We start from the raw sequence: 21,750 nt of genomic DNA, 5'->3' as shown, positions 1-21,750 counted from the left end.
CAGGCGCCCGTTCGGTTCAAATTTAAAGAAAATTGTCCGGTACTGTCCGGACCGCTGGTGGTCCACCGGAAGCGGTGGGAGCGTTGGACCGTGGCCGATCCAACGGGCCCCGGCGACCCGCCACGCCGGCTGTTGATCGTCGAGGACGACCGCGAGCTCGCCCGGATGCTCGCCGGTCTGTTCGCCGAGCAGGGATACTCGGTCGACCTCGCGGCCGAGGGCCAGCGCGGACTGCACCTCGGGCTGAGCCGGGACTACGACGCACTGATCATCGACCGCGGGCTGCCCGTGCTCGACGGCGTCGAGCTGCTCCGGCGGCTGCGCGGCCGGGCCGTCACCGCGCCCGCGCTCGTGCTGACCGCCTACGGGTCGCTCGCCGACCGGGTCGCCGGGCTCGACGCGGGCGCCGAGGACTATGTCGTCAAGCCGTTCGAGATCGACGAGCTGCTCGCCCGGGTGCGGGCGCTGCACCGCCGCCATCTCGACCGGGCGCAGGTGCTGCCGCTCGGCGCGGGCCGGCTCGACCCGCGGTCCCGGCTGGTCAGCCTGCCGACCGGGGAGCACGTGGAGCTGTCCGGACGGGAGGCGCGGCTGCTGATGGCGCTCGCGACCCGTCCCGCCCAGGTGCACACGCGCGCCTCGCTGCGGCAGCGGGTGTTCGACGAGGCCAGGACGGAGTCGATCGTGGACACCTACGTCTACTACCTGCGCGTCAAGCTCGGCGCGGACGTCGTCCGCACCGTGCGGGGCGTCGGCTACCGCCTGGGCGAGCTGTGAACCGGCGGCGGGACGCCCTCGATCCGTACCGGTCTCTCGTGAGGGGACGACCCCCCGCACCGCGTGGAACGGACCAGTGGCTGCTGGCCCGGGCGCGGCGCCGCGTCACCGTCCAGGTCGCGGCGGCGGCCGTCCTGCTGGCCGGCGGCCTCGGCGCGGTCGCCTACCGGGGGGCGGCGCCGCGCCTCGACGCCGCCGACCGGCGCAGGCTCCGGCTGGCGCTCGTCACGGCGGAGGCCGCCGGACTGCCGCTCGCGCTGCTGACCGGCCGCCTCGTCGCCCGCCTGACCCTCGCGCCGCTGGCGGACGCCCTCACCCGGCGGCGGCGGTTCGCGGCGGACGTCGGCCACGAGCTGCGCGCCCCGCTGACCCGCCTGCACACCCGCGCGCAGCTCGCCGCGCGCCGGCTGCGGACCGGGACGGACGCCGCCGCCGACGTGGACCGCCTCGTCTCCGGCACCCGCCAGCTCGGCGAGATCGTCGAGGACGTGCTCGCGTCGGCGCGGCTCGGCCGGTGTCCCGCCGCGCTCGGACCGGTCGACCTCGGCGCGCTCGCCGACGAGCTGGCAGCGGCCGAGTCGCCCCGGGCGCTGGAGCGCGGCGTGACGATCGAGGTCGGCCGGGGCGGCGGCGCCCGCCCCGTCGTGCGGGGCTCGGCGCCCGCGCTGCGGCGGGTGCTGTCCGCGCTGGTCGACAACGCGCTCCGGCACACCCCGCCGGGCGGCCACATCAGGATGACGGTGTCGTGCGCGCGGGGGACGGTGGAGCTCACCGTCCGCGACGACGGCGACGGCTTCGACCCGCGCGACGCCGAGCGCCTGTTCCGCGGCTTCTTCAACGGCTCACCCACCGGCTCCTCCAACGGCTCCCCCAACCGCTCCTCCAACGGCTCGTCCAGCGGCTTGTCCAACGGCTCGTCGAACGGCTCGTCCGGATTCGGCCTCGGGCTCGCCCTGGCCCGCGAGGTGGTGGACGGCCACGGCGGCACCATCAGCGCGGACGGCCGTCCGGGAGCGGGCGCGGTGTTCACCGTCCGCCTCCCGGCCGCCCCACACCGATCTGGTCAAACCGCTTGTGATCTGCCTCACCCACCGGGACACTGAACCCAATTCCACTCCCCCGCGCCGTTCGCGCATTTCCTGACGTGCATTTCTTGGAGGCAGATCATGTCCGCACAGGTGATCACCGAGGCGGAGGAGGCGCTCGGGCATCTGGAACGCCTCACCGCCGAGCTGCGCTCCCGCGGCTGGACGGTCGAGGTCGCCGCCCCCCACGACCGCCGGCCCTCCGCGCTCGTCGCCGACCCGCGGACGCCGGCACTGAACGAGAACGTCATCGCCGCGCGCGAACGGCAGGGCGACGGCTGGTCCTACTTCTACGCGTGGGGCGAGCGCATCGCCTCCTGCGCCGACACGGCGGCCGCGGCGGCCGCGCTGGGCCGCGTCCTCACCGCCCGCCGCGACAACTGACACGCACCGCCTCGGAGGCGGCCGATCCACACCGTCCGCCGGGACGGCCGATCCGGGCCGCCACCAGGACGGCCGATCCGCGCCGTCCGCCGGGACAACCGATCCGCTCGGCGCATCGATCCGGCCTCCCGCAGATCGGCGGGGTCACATTCCCCGTCCGGTGGGCATGATCGTGAGCCACCGAGCGCGGGCACCGGGCCCGCGAGCGGTCCCCGCAAGCTCCCGCAAGACTCCCGCAACCCGGAGAGGAACGTCATGCGACCATCCGTCCGCGCCGCCGTCCCGCTGGCGGCGGCAGGCGCCGCGCTCGTCGCGTTCGCCAACCCCGCCATGGCGCTCTGCCAGGACAGGATCGAGGTCAAGGGCCCGACCTACGTCTACGACCAGGCGTACAAGGACGTCAAGACCAAGATCACCGTCGTCCGCGACCAGGGCTCGACGAGCGTGCTCCTGCAGGCGTCCGGATTCCCGGCGGACGCCGCCGGCAAGACGTTCGGCGTCCACGTGCACGTCAACCCGTGCGGGCCCAAGGGCGAGGACGCCGGGCCGCACTACATGAACCCCGACGGCTCGCACGACCTGCCGATGGAGCAGATGGAGATCTGGCTCGACGCCACGGTCGCGAAGAACGGCACCGCCCATTCCGGTGACGTCGTGCCGTGGAAGGTCGCCGAGAAGGCGGCAGGATCGGTCATCATCCACGCCCTGCCCACCGACCCCGCCACCGGCGGCGCCGGCGCGCGGAACCTCTGCACCACCGTCCCCTTCTGACCGGGGAGCCGTTCCAAGCGGTACGAGCCGACCCGCCGCGGTCCTGGCCGGCGGCGGGTCACGCCGACTCGCGGCCGCAAGACCAGGCCTGTGGCGGGGTCAGGCGGACTTGCGGCCGCGTCCCTTCGCGGGCTCCTTCTTCGCCCCGGATCCCGATCCCGATCCCGACCCGGACCCCGTCCCGGACTTCGACGACGACGACTTCCGCGCGGCGGTCTTCTTCCCCGACGCCCCCGAGCCCGCCGCCTTCCCCTCCTTCTCGCCGCGGCTCTTCTTCGCCGCCTCGACGCTGGCGCGCAGCGCGCTGAGCAGGTCGGCCGCCGGCTCCTCCGCGGCCTCCTCGGCGGGCCGCGTCACCTCCCGGCCCTCGACCTTGGCGTCGATCACCGCCTGGAGCGCCTCCCGGTAGGCGTCCTTGTACTCCGACGGGTCGAACTCGCCCTCCATCGACTCGATCAGCGACGTCGCCATCGACAGCTCCTGCTTGCGGACCTCGATGTCCTCGTCCAGGAACGCGAAGTCGGGGGTGCGGACCTCGTCCGGCCACAGCATGGTCTCCAGGACGAACACGCCCTCCCGCACCCGCAGCGTCGCCAGCGACTCCCGCTGCCGGATCGCGATCTTGACGATCGCGACCTGCCCCGAGTTCTCCAGCGCGTCCCGCAGCAGCACGTACGGCTTCGCGCCCTGCGCGTCGGGCTCCAGGTAGTACGACTTCGCGAAGTAGATCGGGTCGACCTCCTCCTGCTCCACGAACTGCAGGACGTCGATCCGCCGGCTGGACGACAGCGGCAGGTCGGCGAAGTCGTCGTCGGTCAGCACGACCATCTCCCCGCTCGGCAGCTCGTACCCCTTCGCGATGTCGGAGTACGGCACCTCCTCGCCGTCGGCCGTGCAGACCCGCTTGTACTTGATGCGCGCCCCGTCCTCCCTGTGCACCTGGTGGAAGCTGACGTCCCTCTGCTCGGTCGCCGAATACAGCTTCACCGGTATCGTCACCAGCCCGAACGAGATGCTGCCCTTCCAGATACTGCGCATGACCAGTCCTTACCCCGTGCGTTCAGGCCCCTAGCCTCGCAATCGCGTTCGATTTGCGCCACATCGGGCCCTTGATCCTTTTCTGTGGGACGGGACCGGGTAAGACGCCGGTATGACCATGCCGTGGCCCGTTGAGCCGATGATGGCCGCCACCGGGGACCTCCCCTCCGACGGCGCGAAATGGGGTCTGGAGCTGAAGTGGGACGGCGTCCGCGTCCTGTCGCACGTCTCCGCCGACGGCGTCCGGGCGGGCGGCCGGCGCGGCGGCGACGTCACGAGCCGCTACCCGGAGCTGTCCGCGCTCGCCGATCTCCTGCCCGACCACGACGTGATCCTGGACGGCGAGGTCGTCGCCTTCGAGGACGGACGCCCCAGCTTCGAACGCCTCCAGCGCCGGATGCACGTGGCCCATCCCGATCCGAGACTGATCCGCGAGGTCCCCGTCAGGTACGTGGTCTTCGACGTCCTGTACCTGGACGGGCACCTCCTCTACGACATGCCGTACGCGCAGCGCCGCACCCTGCTCGCCGACCTGGACCTCGCCGGCACCGGCCCGGTCGAGGTCCCCCCGTACCTGCACGGCGGCGACTCCGACCAGGTGGACGAGCTGCTCGCCTTCACCCGCGAGCAGCACCTCGAAGGGCTGCTCGCCAAGCGCCTGAACTCCCCGTACCGTCCCGGACGCCGCGTCGACTTCTGGCGCAAGGTGAAGAACTTCATGACACGCGAGGTCATCGTCTGCGGCTGGAAGCCCGGCAAGGGGCGGCGCGAAGGCGGCGTGGGCTCGCTGCTGCTCGGCGAGTACGACGTCAAAGGCGGGCTCGGCTTCGTCGGGCACGTGGGAACCGGTTTCTCCGACCGCGCCCTGGACGAGCTGTACGAAACACTGTGGCCGCTGCGCCGCCCCACCAGCCCGTACGACGAGGCCGTCCCGCGCGAGTTCGCCCGCGACGCGCAATGGGTCGAGCCGCGGCTCGTCGGCGAGGTCGCCTACAGTGCCCGGACCAGGGACGGGCGGCTCCGCTTCCCGTCCTGGCGCGGCCTGCGCGACGACAAGGACCCGCTGGAGGTCACCAGTGAGCAGTGACCCGGGGAGCACCCGGTGAACGCCAAGCGGACGCCCGTGGAGATCGACGGACGCAAGCTGTCGCTGTCCAACCTCGACAAGGACCTCTATCCGGAGTTCACCAAGGGCGAGGTCATCGACTACTACGCCCGCATAGCCCCGGTGATGCTGCCGCACCTGAAGGACCGCGCCGCCACCCGGATCCGCTGGCCGGACGGCGTCGACGGCGTCAAGTTCTTCGAGAAGAACGCCCCGTCCCACACCCCGGACTGGGTCCGGACGGCGACGATCCCCACGCCCGGCAGCTCCACGGGCCGCGACACGCTCGACTTCGTCGTCGTCGACGACCTCCCGACGCTCGTGTGGTGCGCCAACCTCGCCGCGCTGGAACTGCACGTCCCGCAGTGGAAGATCGGCCCGCGCGGCAAGGTGCGCACCCCCGACCTGGTGGTCTTCGACCTCGACCCGGGCCCCCCGGCGACGATCGTGGAGGCGTGCGAGGTGGCGCACCTGCTCCGCGACCTGCTCGCCGAGGACGGCCTGGAGTCGTACCCGAAGACGAGCGGCAAGAAGGGCCTGCACCTGTACGTGCCGGTCAGCGAGCCGAAGGACGCGGAGCGGACGTCCGGGTACGCCAAGGCCGCCGCGCAGCGCCTCGCCGAGGAGCATCCCCGCCTCGTCGTCGCGAAGATGGACCGGCGGCTGCGCAAGGGCAAGATCTTCGTCGACTGGAGCCAGAACAACCCCGCCAAGACGACCGTCGCGCCCTACTCGCTGCGGGCGGCGGGCCGTCCGTCCGTGTCGACGCCCGTGACCTGGGACGAGCTCGGCGCCTGCGCGGACGCCGCCGACCTGACGTTCTCGCCCGCCGAGATGCTCGACCGCGTCGACGACCACGGCGACCTCCTTGAGCCCCTCCTCAAGGACCGCCAGCCCCTCCCCTGAGGCGCCTTGAAGCGCCTTCGCGCAGGTCGAACGCCCTATGTGGTTGAACGGCCACTCTCCGGCGCCGGATTCCGCCACCATGAGACGGGGAACCACGCGGCCGGAAGGAAGATCGAAGTTGGCGCAGAACCACCATTACGACGCCGTGGTGCTGGGCGGGGGGACGGCGGGAGAGCTGGTGGCGTCCGGCCTCGCCCGCGCCGGCCGGGACGTCGCGCTCGTCGAGAACCGCCTCGTCGGCGGGGAGTCGCCGTACTTCGCGTGCGTGCCGTCCAAGTCGCTGCTGCTGTCGGCGCGGCGCGGCGAGACCTGGGAGATGGCCGTCGCGCGGCGGGACGAGCTGACCGGCCGCCGCGGCGACGACCCCGCCGTCGCGCGGATGGCGGAGGCCGGCGTGACCGTGCTGCGCGGCCGGGGCAGCGTCCTCGAACCCGGCCGGATCGAGGTGGACGGCGGGGTCCACGGCTTCCGCGACCTCGTCGTCTGCACCGGCAGCGAGCCGGTGATCCCGCCGATCGAGGGCCTCGCCGACGTCCCGGTGTGGACGAGCGACGAGGCGCTGTCCGTCCCCGACCTGCCGCGCCGGCTGGTGATCCTCGGCGGCGGCCCGGTCGGCTGCGAGATGGCGCAGGTGTACGCGGCGTTCGGGTCGCAGGTGTCGGTGATCGAGGCGTCCGGGCGGCTGCTGACCGCCGAGGCGCCGTTCGCCGGGGAGGTGCTCGCGGACGCGCTCCGCCGGATGGGCGTCGACCTGCGGCTCGGCGCCGCGCTCGCGAACGTCGAGCGCAAGGACACCGGCCTGCGGCTCTGGCTGTCGGACGGAGGCACGCTCGACGCCGACCGCATCCTGGTCGCCGCGGGCCGCCGTCCACGCGTCGAAGGCCTCGGCCTCGAACGGCTCGGCATCACCGCCACGCCCGGCCAAGGCATCCCCGTGGACGACACATGCCGGGCCCAGTCCGACGCGGGGGGTGTGTGGGCGGCGGGTGACGTCACCGGTGTCGCGCGCACCACGCACGCTGCCCGCTACCAGGCGCGCGTGGTGCTGTCCAACCTGCTCGGGCAGCGCCGCGAAGCCGACTACCGCGCGATTCCCCGCGTCGTCTACACCTCCCCGACCGTCTACTCCGTGGGCGTCACGCCGACGCAGGCCGCCGAACTCGGCATAGACCTCCGCACCGCCGGGTACGACCTCGCCGCGACGGCCCGGGCGGCGGTCGAAGCCGACGAGCGCGGCCGGGTGGAACTGTACGCCGACCGCTCCCGCGGGCTGCTGATCGGCGCCGCCGCGGCCGGACTCAACGCCGAGGAGTGGATGAGCGAGATCGCGCTGGCCATCCGAGCGGAGACGCCGCTGAGCCTGCTCGCCGACGTCGTCCACGCGTTCCCGACGTACGGCGAGTCCGTCGAGGCGCCGCTGCGGGAACTGGCCGGGCACCCGTGAGGCAGCCCCCCGGCCTGGACGCGTGAGGAGGACACCGCCGATGAGCGAGACCGACGACCTGGAGCAGCCGGCGCCCGACACGGCCGAGATCGACACGGCCGGCGAGGCGAACGAGGCCGACGCCGCCGAGCAGCGCGCCGCGATCGACGAGGACGAGGGCCCGCGGGAGTGGTTCGCGCAGGTCCCCGATGACGTCAACGAGGCCGACGCCGCCGAGCAGCGGCGCGAGGTACGCCTGGACGAGGACGACTACCGCTGACGCACCCCGTCACGTGACGAGCCGCGCCACCTGACGGGCCGTGCCGCGCCGCCCGCCAACAGGCAACAAAGTTGCCCGAAGATCGGGGTGGGGATGCCCGCGGCCCTTCGCCGGAAATACACTGACCTGCGTGAACCAACGTCGGCGGGCTCAGCCCGTGACCGACGGAGTTACCCGCGCGTAGGATGATGGGATTGTTCCCACGCGGCGGACGCCCCCCATCCGCCGCACAGAATCGGTGATCGGAGAGTGTGGTGACCGCGACCCCGGACGCACGCCCGCGCGGCACGAGGCTGCCGCGGCTGGCGCGCCGCAGGCAACTGCTCGGCGCGGCCCAGGAGGTGTTCGTCGCGCAGGGGTACCACGCCGCCGCGATGGACGAGATCGCCGAGCGCGCCGGCGTCAGCAAACCCGTGCTCTACCAGCACTTCCCGGGCAAGCTCGAGCTGTACCTGGCCCTGCTGGACGAGCACGCCGAGGCCCTGGTGAAGATCGTCCGCGAGGCGCTCGATTCCACCACGGACAACAAGCTGCGCGTCCAGGCGAGCATCGGGGCCTTCTACGACTTCGTGGCCGGCGACGGCGAGGCGTACCGCCTGGTCTTCGAGTCCGACCTGCGCAACGTCGCGCCGGTCCGGGCCCGCGTCGACCGCGCCAACCAGCAGTGCGCCGAGATGATCGCCCAGGTCATCGCCGAGGACACCGACTCCCCGAGCGACGAGGCGCACCTGCTCGGCATGGGCCTGGTCGGCATGGCGGAGGTCAGTGCCCGCTACTGGCTTTCCCAGCACCGCGCCATCCCCAAGGACACCGCCGAGAAGATCATCGCCCGGCTGGCCTGGCGCGGCATCTCCGGCTTCCCCCGCGCCGGCGACAACACCTGACCGCGGAGCCGCCGCCGGGCGGTTTCACCCTGGGCCGAACCCCGTGACGGCGCGCCGGCCGGTCCGCGTGCGAATATCGGGAGGGGCCCGCCGGCCGTCGGCGGGACGTGGCGAACGACGGGAGCATCGAGTGCAGGTCCGCATCGGCGTGCAGAACGTACCGAAGGAACTCGTGGTCGACACCCGGCAGTCGGCGGACGAGGTCCAGGCCGCGCTGTCCGACGCGCTCGCCGGTCCGCACGGGGTGTTCGTCCTCCAGGACCGCCGCGCCGGACGGGTCGTCGTCCCCGCCGAGCGGGTCGGCTACCTGGAGATCGTCGAGGACGAGCAGCGCAGCGTCGGCTTCGGCACCCAGTACACCTGAGCCGTCCGGCCCCGCTCGACCGGGGCTTGACCAGCCCTTTGTTTCATCCCGGCACGACGGGCACACCGGTCTTCGACCACGGGCCTTCCGGCCCACGGAAGAAGAATGGATGATCGACATGCTCACGACGATCCTCTGGTTCATCGTCGTCGGTGCCGTCATCGGAGCCCTGGCACGGCTGCTCGTCCCCGGACGCAACCCGATCGGCGTCGTCCTCACGGTGCTCGTCGGCGTCGGCGGCGCCATCCTCGGCGGGGTCATCGCGGACGCGCTCGGCGCGGGCACCCTCGTCGCCGTCGTGTTCGCGATCGTGATCGCCGCGCTCGGCGTGGCCGGGCTCACCTCGGCGAACTCGCGCGGCCACGGCCGCTGGCGCGGCTGGCGCCCACGCCGCCGCACCCACTTCTGACCCGACGACGCCCCGGGGCACCCCTCGAAAACACCGATCCAAACGGATTCGGCCCCTGGGGCGTCGCCACTCAGGCGACACCGACACGATGGATTCGGAGGCCCTCGCCGCGCGGCGGCGGGGGCCTCCCGCCGTCGCGATGTCCGGAAGTGGCCGTCCGGCAGGGGCCGTGAACCGGTCCCGCGCACCCACCGCCCGCGGCGGATTCGCCCTGGCGGGCAAGCTGCGGAATAGATCAAACCATGCAAACGTTGAGTACAGTGATCGGCTATTGGTGTATGCAATCAACGGTCGGTACACTGCGTCGCGGAGTGTGACCGCACGCAGTCACAGCGAGTGACTGCTTTCGACCCCTGACTGCGGTCGCCGAACGATTTTGAGCAACGGCTGGTCCCTCCCGCGCGAGCGCGCGGCCTCAGAGAAGAGCGATCGGCGGGCGCGCCTTGGCGGCGCCGCCCTCCGATGGGCCGCGCCGCACCCGGGAGCGGAGACCCCGCATATTGGAGGCTGAAAGCCCTGACTACCTTTCGTGAACTCGGGGTCGTCCCCGAGATAGCAGATGCCCTTGAAGCGGAGGGCATCGTCGAAGCGTTCCCCATCCAAGAGCTCGCCCTGCCGATCGCGCTGGGCGGGCACGACATCATCGGCCAGGCCCGTACGGGCACCGGCAAGACCCTCGCGTTCGGCGCCGCGCTGCTGCAGCGCATCGAGCACGGCGGCCGCGCCCCGCGCGCGCTCGTCGTCGCACCGACCCGCGAGCTGGCCCTCCAGGTCACCGACGACCTTCTCGTCGCCGGCGGCAAGCTCGGCTCCCGCGTGCTGTCCGTCTACGGCGGACGCGCATATGAGCCGCAGATCGGCGCGCTCCGCGACGGCGTCGACGTCGTCGTCGGCACGCCGGGCCGGCTGCTCGACCTCGTCAAGCAGAAGCACCTCGACCTCTCCAAGGTCGAGATCCTGGTGCTGGACGAGGCCGACCGCATGCTCGACCTCGGCTTCCTGCCGGACATCGAGCGCATCATCGACCGGATCCCGGCGCAGCGGCAGACGATGCTGTTCTCCGCGACCATGCCGGGCGAGATCGTCGCGCTGTCGCGCCGGTACCTGACCCGGCCGACCAACGTCCGGGCCGAGTCGCACACCGAGTCGGACGCGACGCCGCAGGTCGTCCAGCACGTCTTCCAGGCCCACCAGATGGACAAGCCGGAGATGCTGGCCCGCCTTCTGCAGGCCGACGGCCGTGGCCTGACCATGGTCTTCTGCCAGACGAAGCGGGCCTGCGACCGGGTGGCCGCCGACCTGGCGCAGCGCGGCTTCGACGCCGCCGCCGTGCACGGCGACCTCGGGCAGAGCCAGCGCGAGCGGGCGCTCCGCGCGTTCCGCAACGGCAAGATCGGCGTGCTGGTCGCCACCGACGTGGCCGCCCGCGGTCTCGACGTCGACGACGTCACCCATGTCGTCAACTACGAGTGCCCCGACAGCGCCGACACCTATGTGCACCGCATCGGCCGGACCGGTCGCGCGGGCAAGGAGGGCGTCAGCGTCACGTTCGTCGACTGGTCCGACATCACCCGCTGGAAGCTGATCAACGGGACGCTCGGGCTGCCGTTCGCCGACCTGGAGGAGACGTACTCCACGTCCCCGCACTTCTTCGCGACGCTCGGCATCCCCGAGGGCACGAAGGGGCGCCTGCCCGCCGAGCAGCGGCACGGGCGCGCCGGGTTGGACGCCGAGGAGCTGGAGGACATCGGCGAGACCGGCAAGGTCCGCAGCAGCCACGTCCGCGACCGTGACCGTGAGCGCCCGCGGCCCCGCCGCCGCAAGCGCAACCGGTCCCGGACCCGCGCCGGCAAGCCGGTCGACGCGACCGCGGCGGAGACCGAGGCCCCGGCGGACGACAACGTCGTCGACGCCGTCGCCACCGAGCGCAAGCGCAGCCGCGCTCCCCGCCGCCGCACCCGCGCCGGCAAGCCGGCCGCCGGCAAGGCGGCCACGTCCGCGACCGACACCGCCGAGTCCCAGACCGCCTAGGTCAGTCGAGGCGGCCGGGTCTATCGAGCCGACCGGGACCACCGAGCCGACCGCGAGACTTCCCGCTCAGTCTCGCGGTTGCCGCGGTCCCGGCCGCCGCCCGCGCGGCTTGGCCGCCGCCCGCGCGGCTTGGCCGCCGCCCGCGCGGCTTGGCCGCCGCCCGCGCGGCTTGGTCACCGTCCCGTGGCTTGGCCGCCGTCCGTTGGCTTGGCCGCCGGGGCTAACCGTCGCGCAGTTTCAGCGCGATCGTCGGGTGATCGGTCACCAGAACGGCGACGCGCGGATCGCGCAGGAACCGCTGCATCACGGGCTCGGCGTTGACCGTCCACACCATGGCGGGAATGCCGGCGCGCCCGCACTGCCGCAGCACGCCCACGCGGGCCAGCCGGTGGTTGACGGCGACCATGTCGGCGCCCGCCTTCCGGATGAGCCGCAACGGCGCGAAATCATGCGCGACGCCGCGCTCCCACAGGTTGCGTCCCACCGACAGGGCCGTCCGGACGCCCGGGAAACTCTTCTTGATCTCCACCAGCGAGAGCACCTCCCGGGTGGTGACGACGAAGCCGTCCCGCCCGAACGCGTCCACCGCCATCGCCACGGTCTCGTGCTCGGTGCCGCGCTCCTTGAGGTCCAGATGCCCCTGCGCGCGCCCTGCGATGATCTGCATCGCGTCCTCGACCAGCGGGATCGGGCGCGGCGACAGCTCCTGCGCCCGCTCGTAGGCGAGGCGTTTCAGCGGCAGCCCGGCGAGGTCGGGGTCGTGGTGGACGACGAGCCGCCCGTCCCCCGTCCGCCGGATGTCGATCTCTACGTACTCGGCACCGGACTCGACGGCCTCGGTGAGGCCCGTCAGGCCCGCTTCGTCGCGGCGATGCGCGGAGACGGCAGGCTTCGGACGCACCCTGCGACGCTATCACCGGAAGATTTTCACTCCGGCCCCGCTGTGCTGCATTGACTATGGTGGTCACCTGTGAGTACGCCCCGGTTCCTGAAGCTGCCCCCCGGCGTTCGCCGGACGACCATCGAGACGTCCCGCGGCCCGTTCGCCGCGCTGGAGGCCCTCCCGGGATCGGGCGTACCCGAACGCCGTCCCGCCCTCCTCGTGCCCGGCCTCACCGGCAGCAAGGAGGACTTCCTCGCCGTGCTGCAGACGCTCGCCGCGTCCGGCCGCCGCGTCGTGTCGATCGACATGCGCGGCCAGTACGAGTCCGCCGGACCGGACGACGCGTCCGCGTACACCCGCGCCGCGCTCGGCGAGGACCTCACCGTCCTGCTGGAGACGCTCGGGCCGGAGCCCGCCCACCTCGTCTGCCACTCGTTCGGCGGCCTGGTGGGACGCGAGTCCGTCCTCGCCGACCGGGTCCGCCCGGCGTCGTTCACGCTGATGAGCTCGGGGCCTTCGGCCGTCACCGGCCAGGCCGCGACGAAGGCCGAGTCGCTCCGCGACGCCGTCCCGCAGCTCGGCATGCAGGCGATCTGGGAGATCGCCATGGAGCCCGACTACACCGGACGCGGCGTCCAGCCGGACATCATCGCCTTCATCAAGGCCCGCACGCTCGGCAATTCCGAGACGGGCCTGGTCTGCATGTCCAACGAGATCCTCTCCGCCCCGGACCGCGTCGACGAGCTGGCCAAGCACTGCGCCGGCACGGGCCTGCGCACCCTCGTCCTGTACGGCGAGGACGACGACGTCTGGCAGCCCGCCGCCCAGGCCGCGATGGCCGAACGCCTCAACTCGTCCAAGGTCGTCATCCCCGGCGCCGCCCACTCCCCCGCCTGGGACGCCCCCGAAACCACCGCGACCGCCCTGATCGCCTTCTGGAACCAGTCGGAGCACTCCTGCCGCTGAACACGTTCGGCGATCGAAAGGCTGCGCACCGAAAGCGGATCGGCCTAGGGTGGACGCATGCCGGTGGATTACCGAGCCCCCAACATCAACGCCCGGAGCCTGGGGCAGCACCTGAGGAAGATCCGGGAAATCCTCGAACTGTCCTATCTCGACGCGGCGTCCCATCTCGGCCGCAACGCCGACTGGCTCGCCCGCGTCGAGACGGGCTTCGGCCACGTGACCCCCGCCGAGGTCGCCGAGATCCTGGACGCCTACGGCGTGCCGCAGAAGATCCGGGACGTCCTGGTCGACCTGGCGTCCCGCCCGGACGGCCCGCCCTGGCTGGCAAGGCACGTCGGCCGGTTGAAGGCGCTCGTCCGCGACATCTACACCGTCGAGTCGGAGTCGTCGCTCGTCCACACCTACGGCATCGCCCGGATCCCCGAACTCGCCCGCTGCGAGGCGTACGCCCGCCTGGCCTTCGAGCACCACATCCCCAGTGTGGACGTGGAAGAGGAGCTGGACCTGCTCCTCCACCGCCAGCGGCACCGCCCGGGCGGCGAGTCCCGGACCCTCGACGTGATCCTGGACGGCCACACCCTCGTCCACCACGGCGGCCCGCCGGACGTCATGGACGCGCAGCTCGCCCACCTGCTCGGCCTCTCCGCCGACGGCCGGTCGACCGTCCGCGTGATCCCTCCGTCCACGGGCGTCCACGCGGGCCTCCACGGGTCCTTCGACGTGTTCGAGTTCCCCGACGTCACCGACCGGATCTCCGTCGTCCACACCGCCCTCGGCATCGACGCGTCCATGGACGACCTCTGGGACACCTGGCGGCGCATCGAAGAGGTGACCCTCTCCCCCGCCGACTCCCGCACCCTCCTGGAAGACCAGCGCGCCACTCTGCGCGGATAGCGATCGGCCCTGCGCGGATAGCGATCGGCCCGGCTCCCTCCCCAGGCAGCCGGGCCGATCGGTCATCCCCCACCACTACGCGCCGGATATCACGCTTTCCATCCATTCCCGATGGACGGTCACATCGGTGTAGATGCCCATTCCCGTGGAGCAGTCGGGCGTGTGGCCGTCGGACACGATCTCGACCCGGCTGAACGCGCCGAGCAGCCGCCAGCCGCCCGCCGTCGAGCGCAGCAGCGGCCCGCCGGAATCGCCGAAGCAGGCGCCGGCGTCGGTCTCCGGGTTGCCGGTGCACAGCTCGGAGTCCGGCTCGATCGGCGCCTTGACGTTCACGCACGCCCCGGAATCACGGATCCCCGAGTCGAGCTGCCGCAACACCTCGGGCTTGCCCTCGGCGGGACAGCCCCACATGGGCGTGCTCACCTTGGTGCACCCCCATCCCAGCATCCGGACCGGGGTACCGGCGGGCTGCCGGGCGTCCACCGCCACGGGCGCGTTCGACACCGGCTGGTCGAGGTGAATCAGCGCGATATCGAAGTGGGCCGGGTCGGCCTCGGGATGCAGAACGATCCGTTCGGCGCCCCGGACGCTCCCGCCCTCGCTCTTGCGAAGGCTCCCGATGCGAAGTTGGAGGTCCTCGGGCTTGGTGCCGAAATCCACGCAGTGAGAGGCGGTGACGACCCATTCGGCGTCGATCAGGCTGGCCCCGCAGACATGCTGGCCCTCGATCTTGTCGTGTAACGACACCATGAACGAGTACGGTTCGGTCGCCTCCTCCCCACCGATGATCATGGTGGAGGCGCCGCCGTCCGTTGCGGGGGGTTCGGGCCCGGCCAGCGCGGCAGGAGTGGTCAGGCCGAGGCACAGCAACGCCGCCGCCGACGCGATCAGCATGGAACGGAATCTGCGCACGTTTGCACGTCCTTCCAGTGTCGGTGAATGCGTTCCGACGCTAGAAGCCACCGCCCCGGGCGGACGATCCAGCCAACGCGCCATCCTCGGGTACAGCAGCCTGTACCCGCACCGGCGGGCGGCGCCCGTGACCTGGCCGCCGATCACTGCCGCACGAAGGCCAGGTGCGCTCGCACTCGCTTCGTGAGGGGATGGTCGTCACCCAGCACGCGCTGGCAGTCGGCGAGTGTCCGCTCGTACAACGGGACCGCACGGCCCAGGTCACCGGCCGTCCGGTAGGCGTAGGCAAGGTTGTTGCAGGACCTCAAGGTGTTGGGGTGGTCATCGCCCAGCACGCGCTGGCAGTCGGCCATGGTCCGCTCGTACAACGGGACGGCACGGCCCAGATCACCGGCGGTTCGATACGCGCGAGCGAGATTGTTGCGGCACGTCAAGGTGAGGGGGTGGTCATCGCCCAACACCCGCTCGCAGTCGGCCATTGTCCGCTCGTACAACGGGACCGCGCGGCCCAGATCATCCGCCGCACGATATGCGCCGGCGAGATTGTTGCGGCACGTCAAAGTGAAGGGATGGTTATCACCCAATACACGGCTCCGCTCGGCCAGAGTCCGCTCGTACAACGGGACCGCACGGCCCAAGTCGCCGGCCGCCCGATACGCGCCGGCGAGATTGTTACGGCACGTCAAGGTCAGTTGGTCGCCATCGCCCAACACCCGCTCGCAGTCGGCCAAAGTCTGCTCGTACAACGGAACCGCACGACCCAGATCACCAGCCGCACGATACGCGCCGGCGAGATTGATACGGGTCGACAGGACGTGGGGATGGTCATCACCCAACAGCCGCTCACGACCGATCAGAGCACGCCGGCAGTAGGTGATGGCGCGATTCACGGTTCCTTGCTCGTGAAGGAAATATGCGGTCACGTGAAGCAGGAGCGCGGTGTCGACGGTGTCGGTGTCGGGAGCGGTGTGGTCGGCCAAAGCGGTGATGTGGGGAAGCAGGGCCTGCCAGGCGGGCCGGTGTGCCGGGTCGGCGGGCGTCGCGGGACGGGCCTGGTTGAGCAGTTCGGTTGCCCGGGTGCGGGCGCGGTCGATGTCGCCGGGGCGGCGGTGGGGGTCGCCTTCGTCCTGGACGGGACGTGGGTCCGGGGTGCGGGCGACGGCCTGGACCAGACGGTGCAGGCTGATGGTGTCGGCGTCCAGAGTGATCAGGTTGTAGGCGGCCAGGTCGCCCAGCGCGGTGGCCAGCCGGGCCGGGTCGTCCAGCGGGGTGAGCAGGCCGCGGGGGATGTCCTCGGGCGCCCACCACGCCAGGACGCGCAGCAGGTCCCCGGCGAGCGGCGTGGCCGCGGTCAGATGGTCCAGGGTGAGGCGCCAGATCCGGGCGATGGTGCGTCGGCCGTCAGCGCCGCGACCGGTCCGGTCGAACATCATCGCCGGGTCGCTGCGCAGGAGTTCCAGGTAGGCCGCCGGGGTCAGGTGCGTCTGGCGCATGTACGCACCGGCCTGCTTCACGGCCAGCGGCAGATGGCCCAGCTCGTCGCACAGCTCGGCGACACCGGCCAGATCGGCGGCGGCCGGGTCGGCGGCCGGATCGGCGGCGGCCGGGTCGGCGGCCGGACGGCCGTTGGCGGTGATGCGGGTCAGCAGTTCGTGTGCCTCGGGCGCGCTGAGCACGTCCAGCTCGATCAGCTCCGGGACGAGCTCGTACCAGCCCTCCCGCAACCGGCTCGTCACCAGGAAGCGGCCGCCCGGCGCGCAGTTCACCAGGTCGGCCACGTCGGCGGGGTCGGTGACGTTGTCGAGCACCACCAGCCACCCGGTGTGGGTGGCCAGCCACCGCCGCGCCCAGGCCGCACGCTCCTCCAGTGGCACCGCTCCCGGTGTGCTGCGGGTCATCTCCGGCACCAGCGTCCCGGCGAGATCGGCCAGCCCGGCGGTGACGCCCGCCGTGGAATCGGCGGTGATCCACCACGTCAGGACGTGGGCGTCAGCGTGGCGGTGTGCCCATTGGGCGGCCAGCGCGCTCTTGCCCACGCCGCCCAGCCCGTGCACAGCCTGCACCACCACCCCGCCCGGGTCCGCCAGCGCGGTGTCCAGCTCGGCCAGCGCCTCGTCCCGTCCGACGAACATCGTCGTGCGCGGGGGGAGCGTCGGCGGCGTCCACGCCGGTGGCTCCACCTCTTCGGGACGCGGCAGCGGCGCCGCCTGGTACACGTCGCCCACGTACGTGGACGAGTCGATGATGTCGCCGGCCGCGGCCATCGCCCCGATGCCCGGCGCTTCGACGCGATGTGCCCGTTGTTCGTCGTCGTCCCGTCCCGCGTCGCCGGGTGAGGGGGCGCCTCGCGCGCGTCTCATGGCGCGGCCGGGTCGTCCCCGGTGACCTCGGTGTGGGAGTCCTCCACGTCGCCACCGGCGGCTATCGCGCCCAGGCCCGGCGCGCCGACGCCCTCACCGGTGTCCGGGCCCGGTGGCGTCGGCGCGCCTGCGGGCGGTCGCGCCACCTTGGTCGACGACCCCTTCACCGAACCGCCGGCGGCGATCGCTCCGTCGCCGGACGCCGACACCCGGCCTGGGCGTGTTTCTTCCGGGTCCGGTGTCGCGCGGAACGTCAGCCATGCCAGCAGACCGGCGCCGGTCGCCACGAACGCCGCCGTCGCCGCCAGCCACGCCAGACCCCATTGCTGGGTCAGCATGCCGGTGGCCACGTTCACCACCGCGCCGACCACCACACCCGCGGCGGCCGCGTTCGCCTGCCGCCGCCTGGCGCCTCCACTGCCCACCACGCCTCCCGCGATGCCGACCCGGGCGATGCGCCCGCGCACACCGATTGTCCCGTGGTATTCGCCGACGTATCGCCGCTTGGTCGCATCTGGTCACTACCGTCCGATGGCGCGTCACTTCGCAGGATCGGGCCTTGCGCGGCCGGTTTCCGGTAGCCGCCGACGAAGGTCCGCGATCGGGCGTAGCCCACCGCGTAGGAGCGCGCGCGTACTCAAGAACAAGTACCGGAACGAGGGGATAACGCTCTATTCCGCCAAGGGGCCGGTACGCGTGGGGCCTGTCGTCTTCCGCGCCGTCCGCACCCCGGCGGACACCCCGGGGTTCGCATGGATGAGGGAGCGCGACTTCAAGGTCGTCCGATGCAAGGACGCATAATCGGGCGGCCTGCCAGTAAATCCCGTGCTTTGTGTCCCTTATGCCGGTACTGCGGTTGTGGCCCGGATTGCGGTGATCGGTCTACGGTGGCGGGATGGCGCTTGACGATGACGCTGCGGTGCGGGAACAGATCGCGTACTACCGGGCGCGCGCGCCGGAGTACGACCAGGAGTACGCCGAGCGCGAGGACATGCGGGAGCTGCGGCCGGTTTTCGACGGGCTTCCGATCGTCGGTGACGTGCTGGAACTGGCCTGCGGGACCGGGCAGTGGACGGCGCCGCTGGCCGCTCGGGCGCGTTCCCTGACCGCTGTCGACGCGGCCCCCGAAACGCTGGCCATCGCGCGGGAACGGGTCGCGCCCGCGGAGGTCGAGTTCGTGTGCGCTGATTTGTTCGGCTGGCGTCCGGCGCGTCGATACGACACGGTCTTCTTCGCTTTCTGGCTCTCGCATGTGCCGCCGAGCCATTTGCCGGGGTTCTGGCAGACCGTTGCGGACGCTCTCGCCCCCGGCGGCAAGGCCGTTTTCCTCGACAATGGCCCGGGTGAGGCCGCGATCGAAGAGGTCCTGGCAGGAGAGGGCGTTCCCGCGGTGCGGAGACGGCTGGCGGACGGCAGCGAACACCGGGTCGTGAAGGTGTTCCATGAGCCTGACCAGCTCGTCCGGGATCTGGCCGGGTGGGGGTGGTCGGGCGACGTGCGGGCGGTCGGCTCCAACTTCATCGCCGGAACCGCCGAACCAGTGGCGTAATCGTCGGCGCGGCGCGCGGCGACGGCGTCAGAGCCCGGACGGACGGCTAGGGCGTGAGGTGGACGAGGATCATCCAGTTGCTTCCGTCCTCGACGTAGGCCGCGCGGACGGTGTAGCGGGACGGGGCGAGGTCGACGAGCAGGTGGTTGCCGGGTTCCGGGGAGGAGCCGGGCCAGGCGGAGTCGATGAGGACGACCGGTCCGTCGACGTCCCAGGTGAGGTGCTCCTCCCAGGGAGCGGTGGGGGCGGCCTTCTTCGCGGCGGCCACGAGTTCGGCCTCGGAGTCGGCCGCGGACCAGCGGAGGATGAGCCGTTCGTCCGGCAGGTAGGTGGTCATGGCGGGTTCGTCGCCGAGGACCAGGCCGTCCAGGCTCCCGACGGAGACGAGGCCGATGTAGCCCTCGACCGCGCACGCGCGCCCGTAGTCGCCCCAGGTCTCCACGGGGCCGTCATCGTCGTCCACGCCGCCCCACTGCGCCAGCTGGGACGCGGGCGCGAGAAGCAGCGGCCCCCCGCCGGATTCGACCCAGTCCACAGATCCCGCCTCCCTTCGCCAGCCGCGCCACCCTACGCCCCCCGTCCGACATTTCCGCAGTTCTTCCCTCTGACCTGGGCTTATGCGACGATGAGAGGGAGACGCGATAGCGGTCGGCGCCGCGGTGTCGCTCCTCGCGGGCCGACCGGCCAGGAGGGGGAGACGCCATGCGGAAGTACGTCGACTGCCGGGACGAGCCCAGCGAATCCGGCTGCACGCTCATGATCAGCGGCCAGGAGGACGAGGTCGTCCGCGCCGCCGCCGAGCACGCGGCATCGGTGCACGGGCACGACGACACACCGGAGTTCCGGGAAGAGATCCGCGGCATGCTGAAGGACGAGCAACCGGCGATGCGGTGACCGTCCCGCCCAGCCATCTGCCAGCCGAGACGCTCGGCGATGAGTTCGGCCGGGTTCGGAGGTCTGCACCTCCGTACACCAGGCTGGACTCACGCCGGGAGGATCGATGACAACTGTTTCGTCCACGCTGAGGGTCTCTGACGCGCGCCTGCACTTCGAGGTGCGCGGCCAGGGGCCGCTCGTGGTGCTGGTCGGCGCGCCCATGGACGCGCAGGCGTTCGAGCCGCTGGCCGAGCTGCTCGCCGCCGGCCACACCGTCCTGACGACCGACCCCCGGGGCATCCGCCGGAGCCCGGTCGACGATCCCCGGCAGGACTCGACGCCGCCGCTGCGCGCCCGCGACCTGGCCCGGCTCATCGAGCACGTGGACGCGGGACCGGCCGTGGCGCTGGGTTCCAGCGGCGGGGCCTGCTCGGTGCTGGCGCTCGCGCAGGCGCATCCGGAGCGCGTCCGGGCGGTCGTCGCGCACGAGCCGCCGCTGATCGAGCTGCTGGACGACCGCGACGAGCTCCACAAGGGGACGGACGACCTGATCGCCACCTACCTCGACGGGGACGTCATCGGGGCGTGGGGGAAGTTCATGGCGCAGGCGAACATCCAGCTGCCCCCGGGCGCGCTGGAGCAGATGTTCGGCGGCGAGCGCGACCCGGAGCGGGTCGCCGACGAACGGCGCTGGTTCGAGCATGAGCTGCGCGAGACCACGTTCTGGAAGCCCGATCTCGCCGCGCTGAGGTCCGTGGAGACACGGATCGTCGTCGGCATCGGCGAGGCGTCGGGCGGGGAGCTCTGCGACCGGGCGTCCAGGGTGCTCGCGGGCGGGCTCGGCGTCGAGCCCGTGCTGTTCCCCGGCGGCCACATCGGTTTCACCGAGGACCCCGCCGCGTTCGCCGTCCGTTTCCGTGAGGTTCTCGACACGATCAACTGAATTCCCGGAATGGCCGGAAGCGGCGGCTTCGTCGTGGCGTGCGCGTCGGCGGACGTCTCAGACCCTAATCTGGGGCGTCCGCTCGGGACCGTTCCGAAGGTAGGCGCAGATGGCGTTTCGCACGTTCCTCGGCTCGCTCGGCGTCAACGCGCCGGACGTCGCGACGGTCCTGGACGCGGGCGAGGTCAGGCCGGGCGGCGCCGTGCGGGGCCGCGTGACCGTCAAGGGCGGCGGCGCCGACGTCCGGATCGAGCGGATCGCCGTCCAGCTCGTCACGCGGGTGGAGGCGGCGGAGCCGACCGAGAAGAGCTGGGACAACCCGGGGGTGGTCGCGTCCCAGGACGTCCCGGCCTTCGACCTCGCGGCCGGCGAGGTCCGGGAGCACGGGCTCGCGATCGAGGTTCCGTGGGAGATGCCGATCACGCACGCCCTGGCCGGACGCCTGCGCGGCACGCGGGCCGCCGTCCGGACGATCCTGGAGATCGACAACGCGGTCGACCGGGGCGACTTCGACGAGATCGCCGTGCACGCGCTGCCCGCCCAGGACGTCTTCTTCGGCGCCTACGAGGCGCTCGGGTTCCGGTTCGACGCGGCCGAGGTGAAGACGGGCCGGGTCAACGGCGGACGGAACCAGACGTCGAAGTTCTGGCAGGAATTGGAGTTCTTCTTCCCGCCCGGCTACCGGCGCGGGCCCGGCGCCCGGCTGGAGACGGTGTTCATCGCCCGTCCCGACTCGCTGGACCTGATCACCGGCCCGCACGGCCCCTACCCGTTCGAGTACGCGGACCTGACGCTCGACCAGTGCGTGAAATGGCTGGACGAGCACTGCCGCTCCCACTGGCAGAACTGAGCCACCTCGGCGCTCGCGGACCGGGCGAATGGCGTAACCGGATCTCTTCGCTCATCGTCA

24 protein-coding genes are annotated in these 21,750 nt (G+C 72.0%); 18 read left to right on the top strand and 6 right to left on the bottom strand.

Going from position 1 to position 21,750, the window contains the following annotated elements; genetic code table 11:
- The first annotated feature begins 90 nt into the window (after positions 1 to 90).
- The 4 genes from ACH34T_RS24660 (at position 91) to ACH34T_RS24645 (ending at position 3,017) form a co-directional block, all read left to right on the top strand.
- On the top strand, positions 91 to 777 hold the full coding sequence (locus tag ACH34T_RS24660; protein ID WP_396023275.1) for a response regulator transcription factor: 687 nt from the start codon (positions 91 to 93) through the stop codon (positions 775 to 777).
- Between the two features lie 38 nt (positions 778 to 815).
- Positions 816 to 1,880: a sensor histidine kinase gene (locus tag ACH34T_RS24655; protein ID WP_396023274.1), complete on the top strand. Its 1,065-nt coding sequence runs from the start codon at positions 816 to 818 to the stop codon at positions 1,878 to 1,880.
- A 63-nt stretch (positions 1,881 to 1,943) separates the two neighbouring features.
- The gene (locus ACH34T_RS24650) at positions 1,944 to 2,246 is read left to right on the top strand and encodes a hypothetical protein (RefSeq protein ID WP_396023273.1); all 303 of its coding nucleotides are present in this window, start codon (positions 1,944 to 1,946) and stop codon (positions 2,244 to 2,246) included.
- Positions 2,247 to 2,501: 255 nt separating this feature from the next.
- Positions 2,502 to 3,017: a hypothetical protein gene (locus ACH34T_RS24645; protein WP_396023272.1), complete on the top strand. Its 516-nt coding sequence runs from the start codon at positions 2,502 to 2,504 to the stop codon at positions 3,015 to 3,017.
- A gap of 99 nt (positions 3,018 to 3,116) precedes the next feature.
- Here the strand turns inward: ACH34T_RS24645 and ACH34T_RS24640 are convergent, their stop codons facing one another.
- A complete protein-coding gene (locus ACH34T_RS24640) occupies positions 3,117 to 4,055 on the bottom strand; it encodes a Ku protein (RefSeq protein WP_396023271.1) in 939 nt (312 codons plus the stop codon).
- A 112-nt stretch (positions 4,056 to 4,167) separates the two neighbouring features.
- On the opposite strand from ACH34T_RS24640, the gene ligD (ACH34T_RS24635) reads away from it, so the two are divergent.
- From ligD (ACH34T_RS24635) to ACH34T_RS24600, 8 genes are all read left to right on the top strand, one after another.
- Complete coding sequence (ligD, locus tag ACH34T_RS24635) at positions 4,168 to 5,142, top strand: non-homologous end-joining DNA ligase (protein WP_396023270.1); 975 nt, start codon at positions 4,168 to 4,170, stop codon at positions 5,140 to 5,142.
- 15 nt (positions 5,143 to 5,157) lie between these two features.
- A complete protein-coding gene (gene ligD / locus ACH34T_RS24630; protein WP_396023269.1) occupies positions 5,158 to 6,066 on the top strand; it encodes a non-homologous end-joining DNA ligase in 909 nt (302 codons plus the stop codon).
- Between the two features lie 118 nt (positions 6,067 to 6,184).
- Positions 6,185 to 7,510: a dihydrolipoyl dehydrogenase family protein gene (locus tag ACH34T_RS24625; RefSeq protein ID WP_396023268.1), complete on the top strand. Its 1,326-nt coding sequence runs from the start codon at positions 6,185 to 6,187 to the stop codon at positions 7,508 to 7,510.
- Between the two features lie 40 nt (positions 7,511 to 7,550).
- Positions 7,551 to 7,769 (top strand): hypothetical protein, encoded by a 219-nt coding sequence (locus ACH34T_RS24620; protein ID WP_396023267.1) that lies wholly within the window; start codon positions 7,551 to 7,553, stop codon positions 7,767 to 7,769.
- A 254-nt stretch (positions 7,770 to 8,023) separates the two neighbouring features.
- Positions 8,024 to 8,653 carry a TetR/AcrR family transcriptional regulator gene (locus ACH34T_RS24615; protein WP_396023266.1) on the top strand — a complete coding sequence of 210 codons (630 nt, stop codon included), beginning with the start codon at positions 8,024 to 8,026 and terminating at the stop codon, positions 8,651 to 8,653.
- 130 nt (positions 8,654 to 8,783) lie between these two features.
- The gene (locus ACH34T_RS24610) at positions 8,784 to 9,017 is read left to right on the top strand and encodes a DUF3107 domain-containing protein (protein ID WP_396023265.1); all 234 of its coding nucleotides are present in this window, start codon (positions 8,784 to 8,786) and stop codon (positions 9,015 to 9,017) included.
- Positions 9,018 to 9,126: 109 nt separating this feature from the next.
- Positions 9,127 to 9,426, top strand: coding sequence for a GlsB/YeaQ/YmgE family stress response membrane protein (locus ACH34T_RS24605; RefSeq protein ID WP_396023264.1), 300 nt, complete (start codon positions 9,127 to 9,129; stop codon positions 9,424 to 9,426).
- A 462-nt stretch (positions 9,427 to 9,888) separates the two neighbouring features.
- Positions 9,889 to 11,457, top strand: coding sequence for a DEAD/DEAH box helicase (locus ACH34T_RS24600; protein ID WP_396023263.1), 1,569 nt, complete (start codon positions 9,889 to 9,891; stop codon positions 11,455 to 11,457).
- Between the two features lie 220 nt (positions 11,458 to 11,677).
- Here ACH34T_RS24600 and ACH34T_RS24595 read toward each other — a convergent pair whose 3' ends face one another.
- The gene (locus ACH34T_RS24595) at positions 11,678 to 12,358 is read right to left on the bottom strand and encodes a glycerophosphodiester phosphodiesterase (RefSeq protein ID WP_396023262.1); all 681 of its coding nucleotides are present in this window, start codon (positions 12,356 to 12,358) and stop codon (positions 11,678 to 11,680) included.
- A gap of 69 nt (positions 12,359 to 12,427) precedes the next feature.
- On the opposite strand from ACH34T_RS24595, the gene ACH34T_RS24590 reads away from it, so the two are divergent.
- Positions 12,428 to 13,306 (top strand): alpha/beta fold hydrolase, encoded by an 879-nt coding sequence (locus tag ACH34T_RS24590; RefSeq protein ID WP_396023261.1) that lies wholly within the window; start codon positions 12,428 to 12,430, stop codon positions 13,304 to 13,306.
- A 57-nt stretch (positions 13,307 to 13,363) separates the two neighbouring features.
- Positions 13,364 to 14,200, top strand: coding sequence for a helix-turn-helix domain-containing protein (locus ACH34T_RS24585; protein ID WP_396023260.1), 837 nt, complete (start codon positions 13,364 to 13,366; stop codon positions 14,198 to 14,200).
- Between the two features lie 75 nt (positions 14,201 to 14,275).
- On the opposite strand, the gene ACH34T_RS24580 is transcribed toward ACH34T_RS24585, so the two are convergent.
- The 3 genes from ACH34T_RS24580 to ACH34T_RS24570 form a co-directional block, all read right to left on the bottom strand.
- Positions 14,276 to 15,112: a S1 family peptidase gene (locus ACH34T_RS24580; RefSeq protein WP_396023259.1), complete on the bottom strand. Its 837-nt coding sequence runs from the start codon at positions 15,110 to 15,112 to the stop codon at positions 14,276 to 14,278.
- A 143-nt stretch (positions 15,113 to 15,255) separates the two neighbouring features.
- Positions 15,256 to 17,472, bottom strand: coding sequence for an FxSxx-COOH system tetratricopeptide repeat protein (fxsT, locus tag ACH34T_RS24575; protein WP_396023258.1), 2,217 nt, complete (start codon positions 17,470 to 17,472; stop codon positions 15,256 to 15,258).
- Positions 17,469 to 17,939, bottom strand: coding sequence for a hypothetical protein (locus tag ACH34T_RS24570; RefSeq protein ID WP_396023257.1), 471 nt, complete (start codon positions 17,937 to 17,939; stop codon positions 17,469 to 17,471). Before ACH34T_RS24570 ends, fxsT begins: the two co-directional genes overlap by 4 nt.
- 428 nt (positions 17,940 to 18,367) lie before the next feature.
- Here ACH34T_RS24570 and ACH34T_RS24565 point away from each other — a divergent pair, with 428 nt between their 5' ends.
- Entirely contained in the window at positions 18,368 to 19,021 is a 654-nt protein-coding gene (locus ACH34T_RS24565; protein ID WP_396023256.1) for a class I SAM-dependent methyltransferase, read from the top strand.
- A 46-nt stretch (positions 19,022 to 19,067) separates the two neighbouring features.
- On the opposite strand, the gene ACH34T_RS24560 is transcribed toward ACH34T_RS24565, so the two are convergent.
- Complete coding sequence (locus ACH34T_RS24560; protein ID WP_396023255.1) at positions 19,068 to 19,556, bottom strand: Imm21 family immunity protein; 489 nt, start codon at positions 19,554 to 19,556, stop codon at positions 19,068 to 19,070.
- 167 nt (positions 19,557 to 19,723) lie between these two features.
- Between ACH34T_RS24560 and ACH34T_RS24555 the strand changes: the two genes are divergently transcribed.
- The 3 genes from ACH34T_RS24555 (at position 19,724) to ACH34T_RS24545 (ending at position 21,690) form a co-directional block, all read left to right on the top strand.
- Entirely contained in the window at positions 19,724 to 19,915 is a 192-nt protein-coding gene (locus ACH34T_RS24555; RefSeq protein WP_396023254.1) for a DUF1059 domain-containing protein, read from the top strand.
- A 106-nt stretch (positions 19,916 to 20,021) separates the two neighbouring features.
- Entirely contained in the window at positions 20,022 to 20,840 is an 819-nt protein-coding gene (locus ACH34T_RS24550; RefSeq protein ID WP_396023253.1) for an alpha/beta fold hydrolase, read from the top strand.
- A 109-nt stretch (positions 20,841 to 20,949) separates the two neighbouring features.
- Positions 20,950 to 21,690, top strand: coding sequence for a sporulation protein (locus ACH34T_RS24545; RefSeq protein WP_396023252.1), 741 nt, complete (start codon positions 20,950 to 20,952; stop codon positions 21,688 to 21,690).
- Positions 21,691 to 21,750 lie beyond the last annotated feature (60 nt).

This window comes from Actinomadura sp. 9N215 (genome assembly GCF_044326345.1).
Lineage (GTDB): Bacteria > Actinomycetota > Actinomycetes > Streptosporangiales > Streptosporangiaceae > Spirillospora.
The sequence above is the reverse complement of the archived record's forward strand: the minus strand, read 5'-3'. Positions and strand labels throughout refer to the sequence as shown.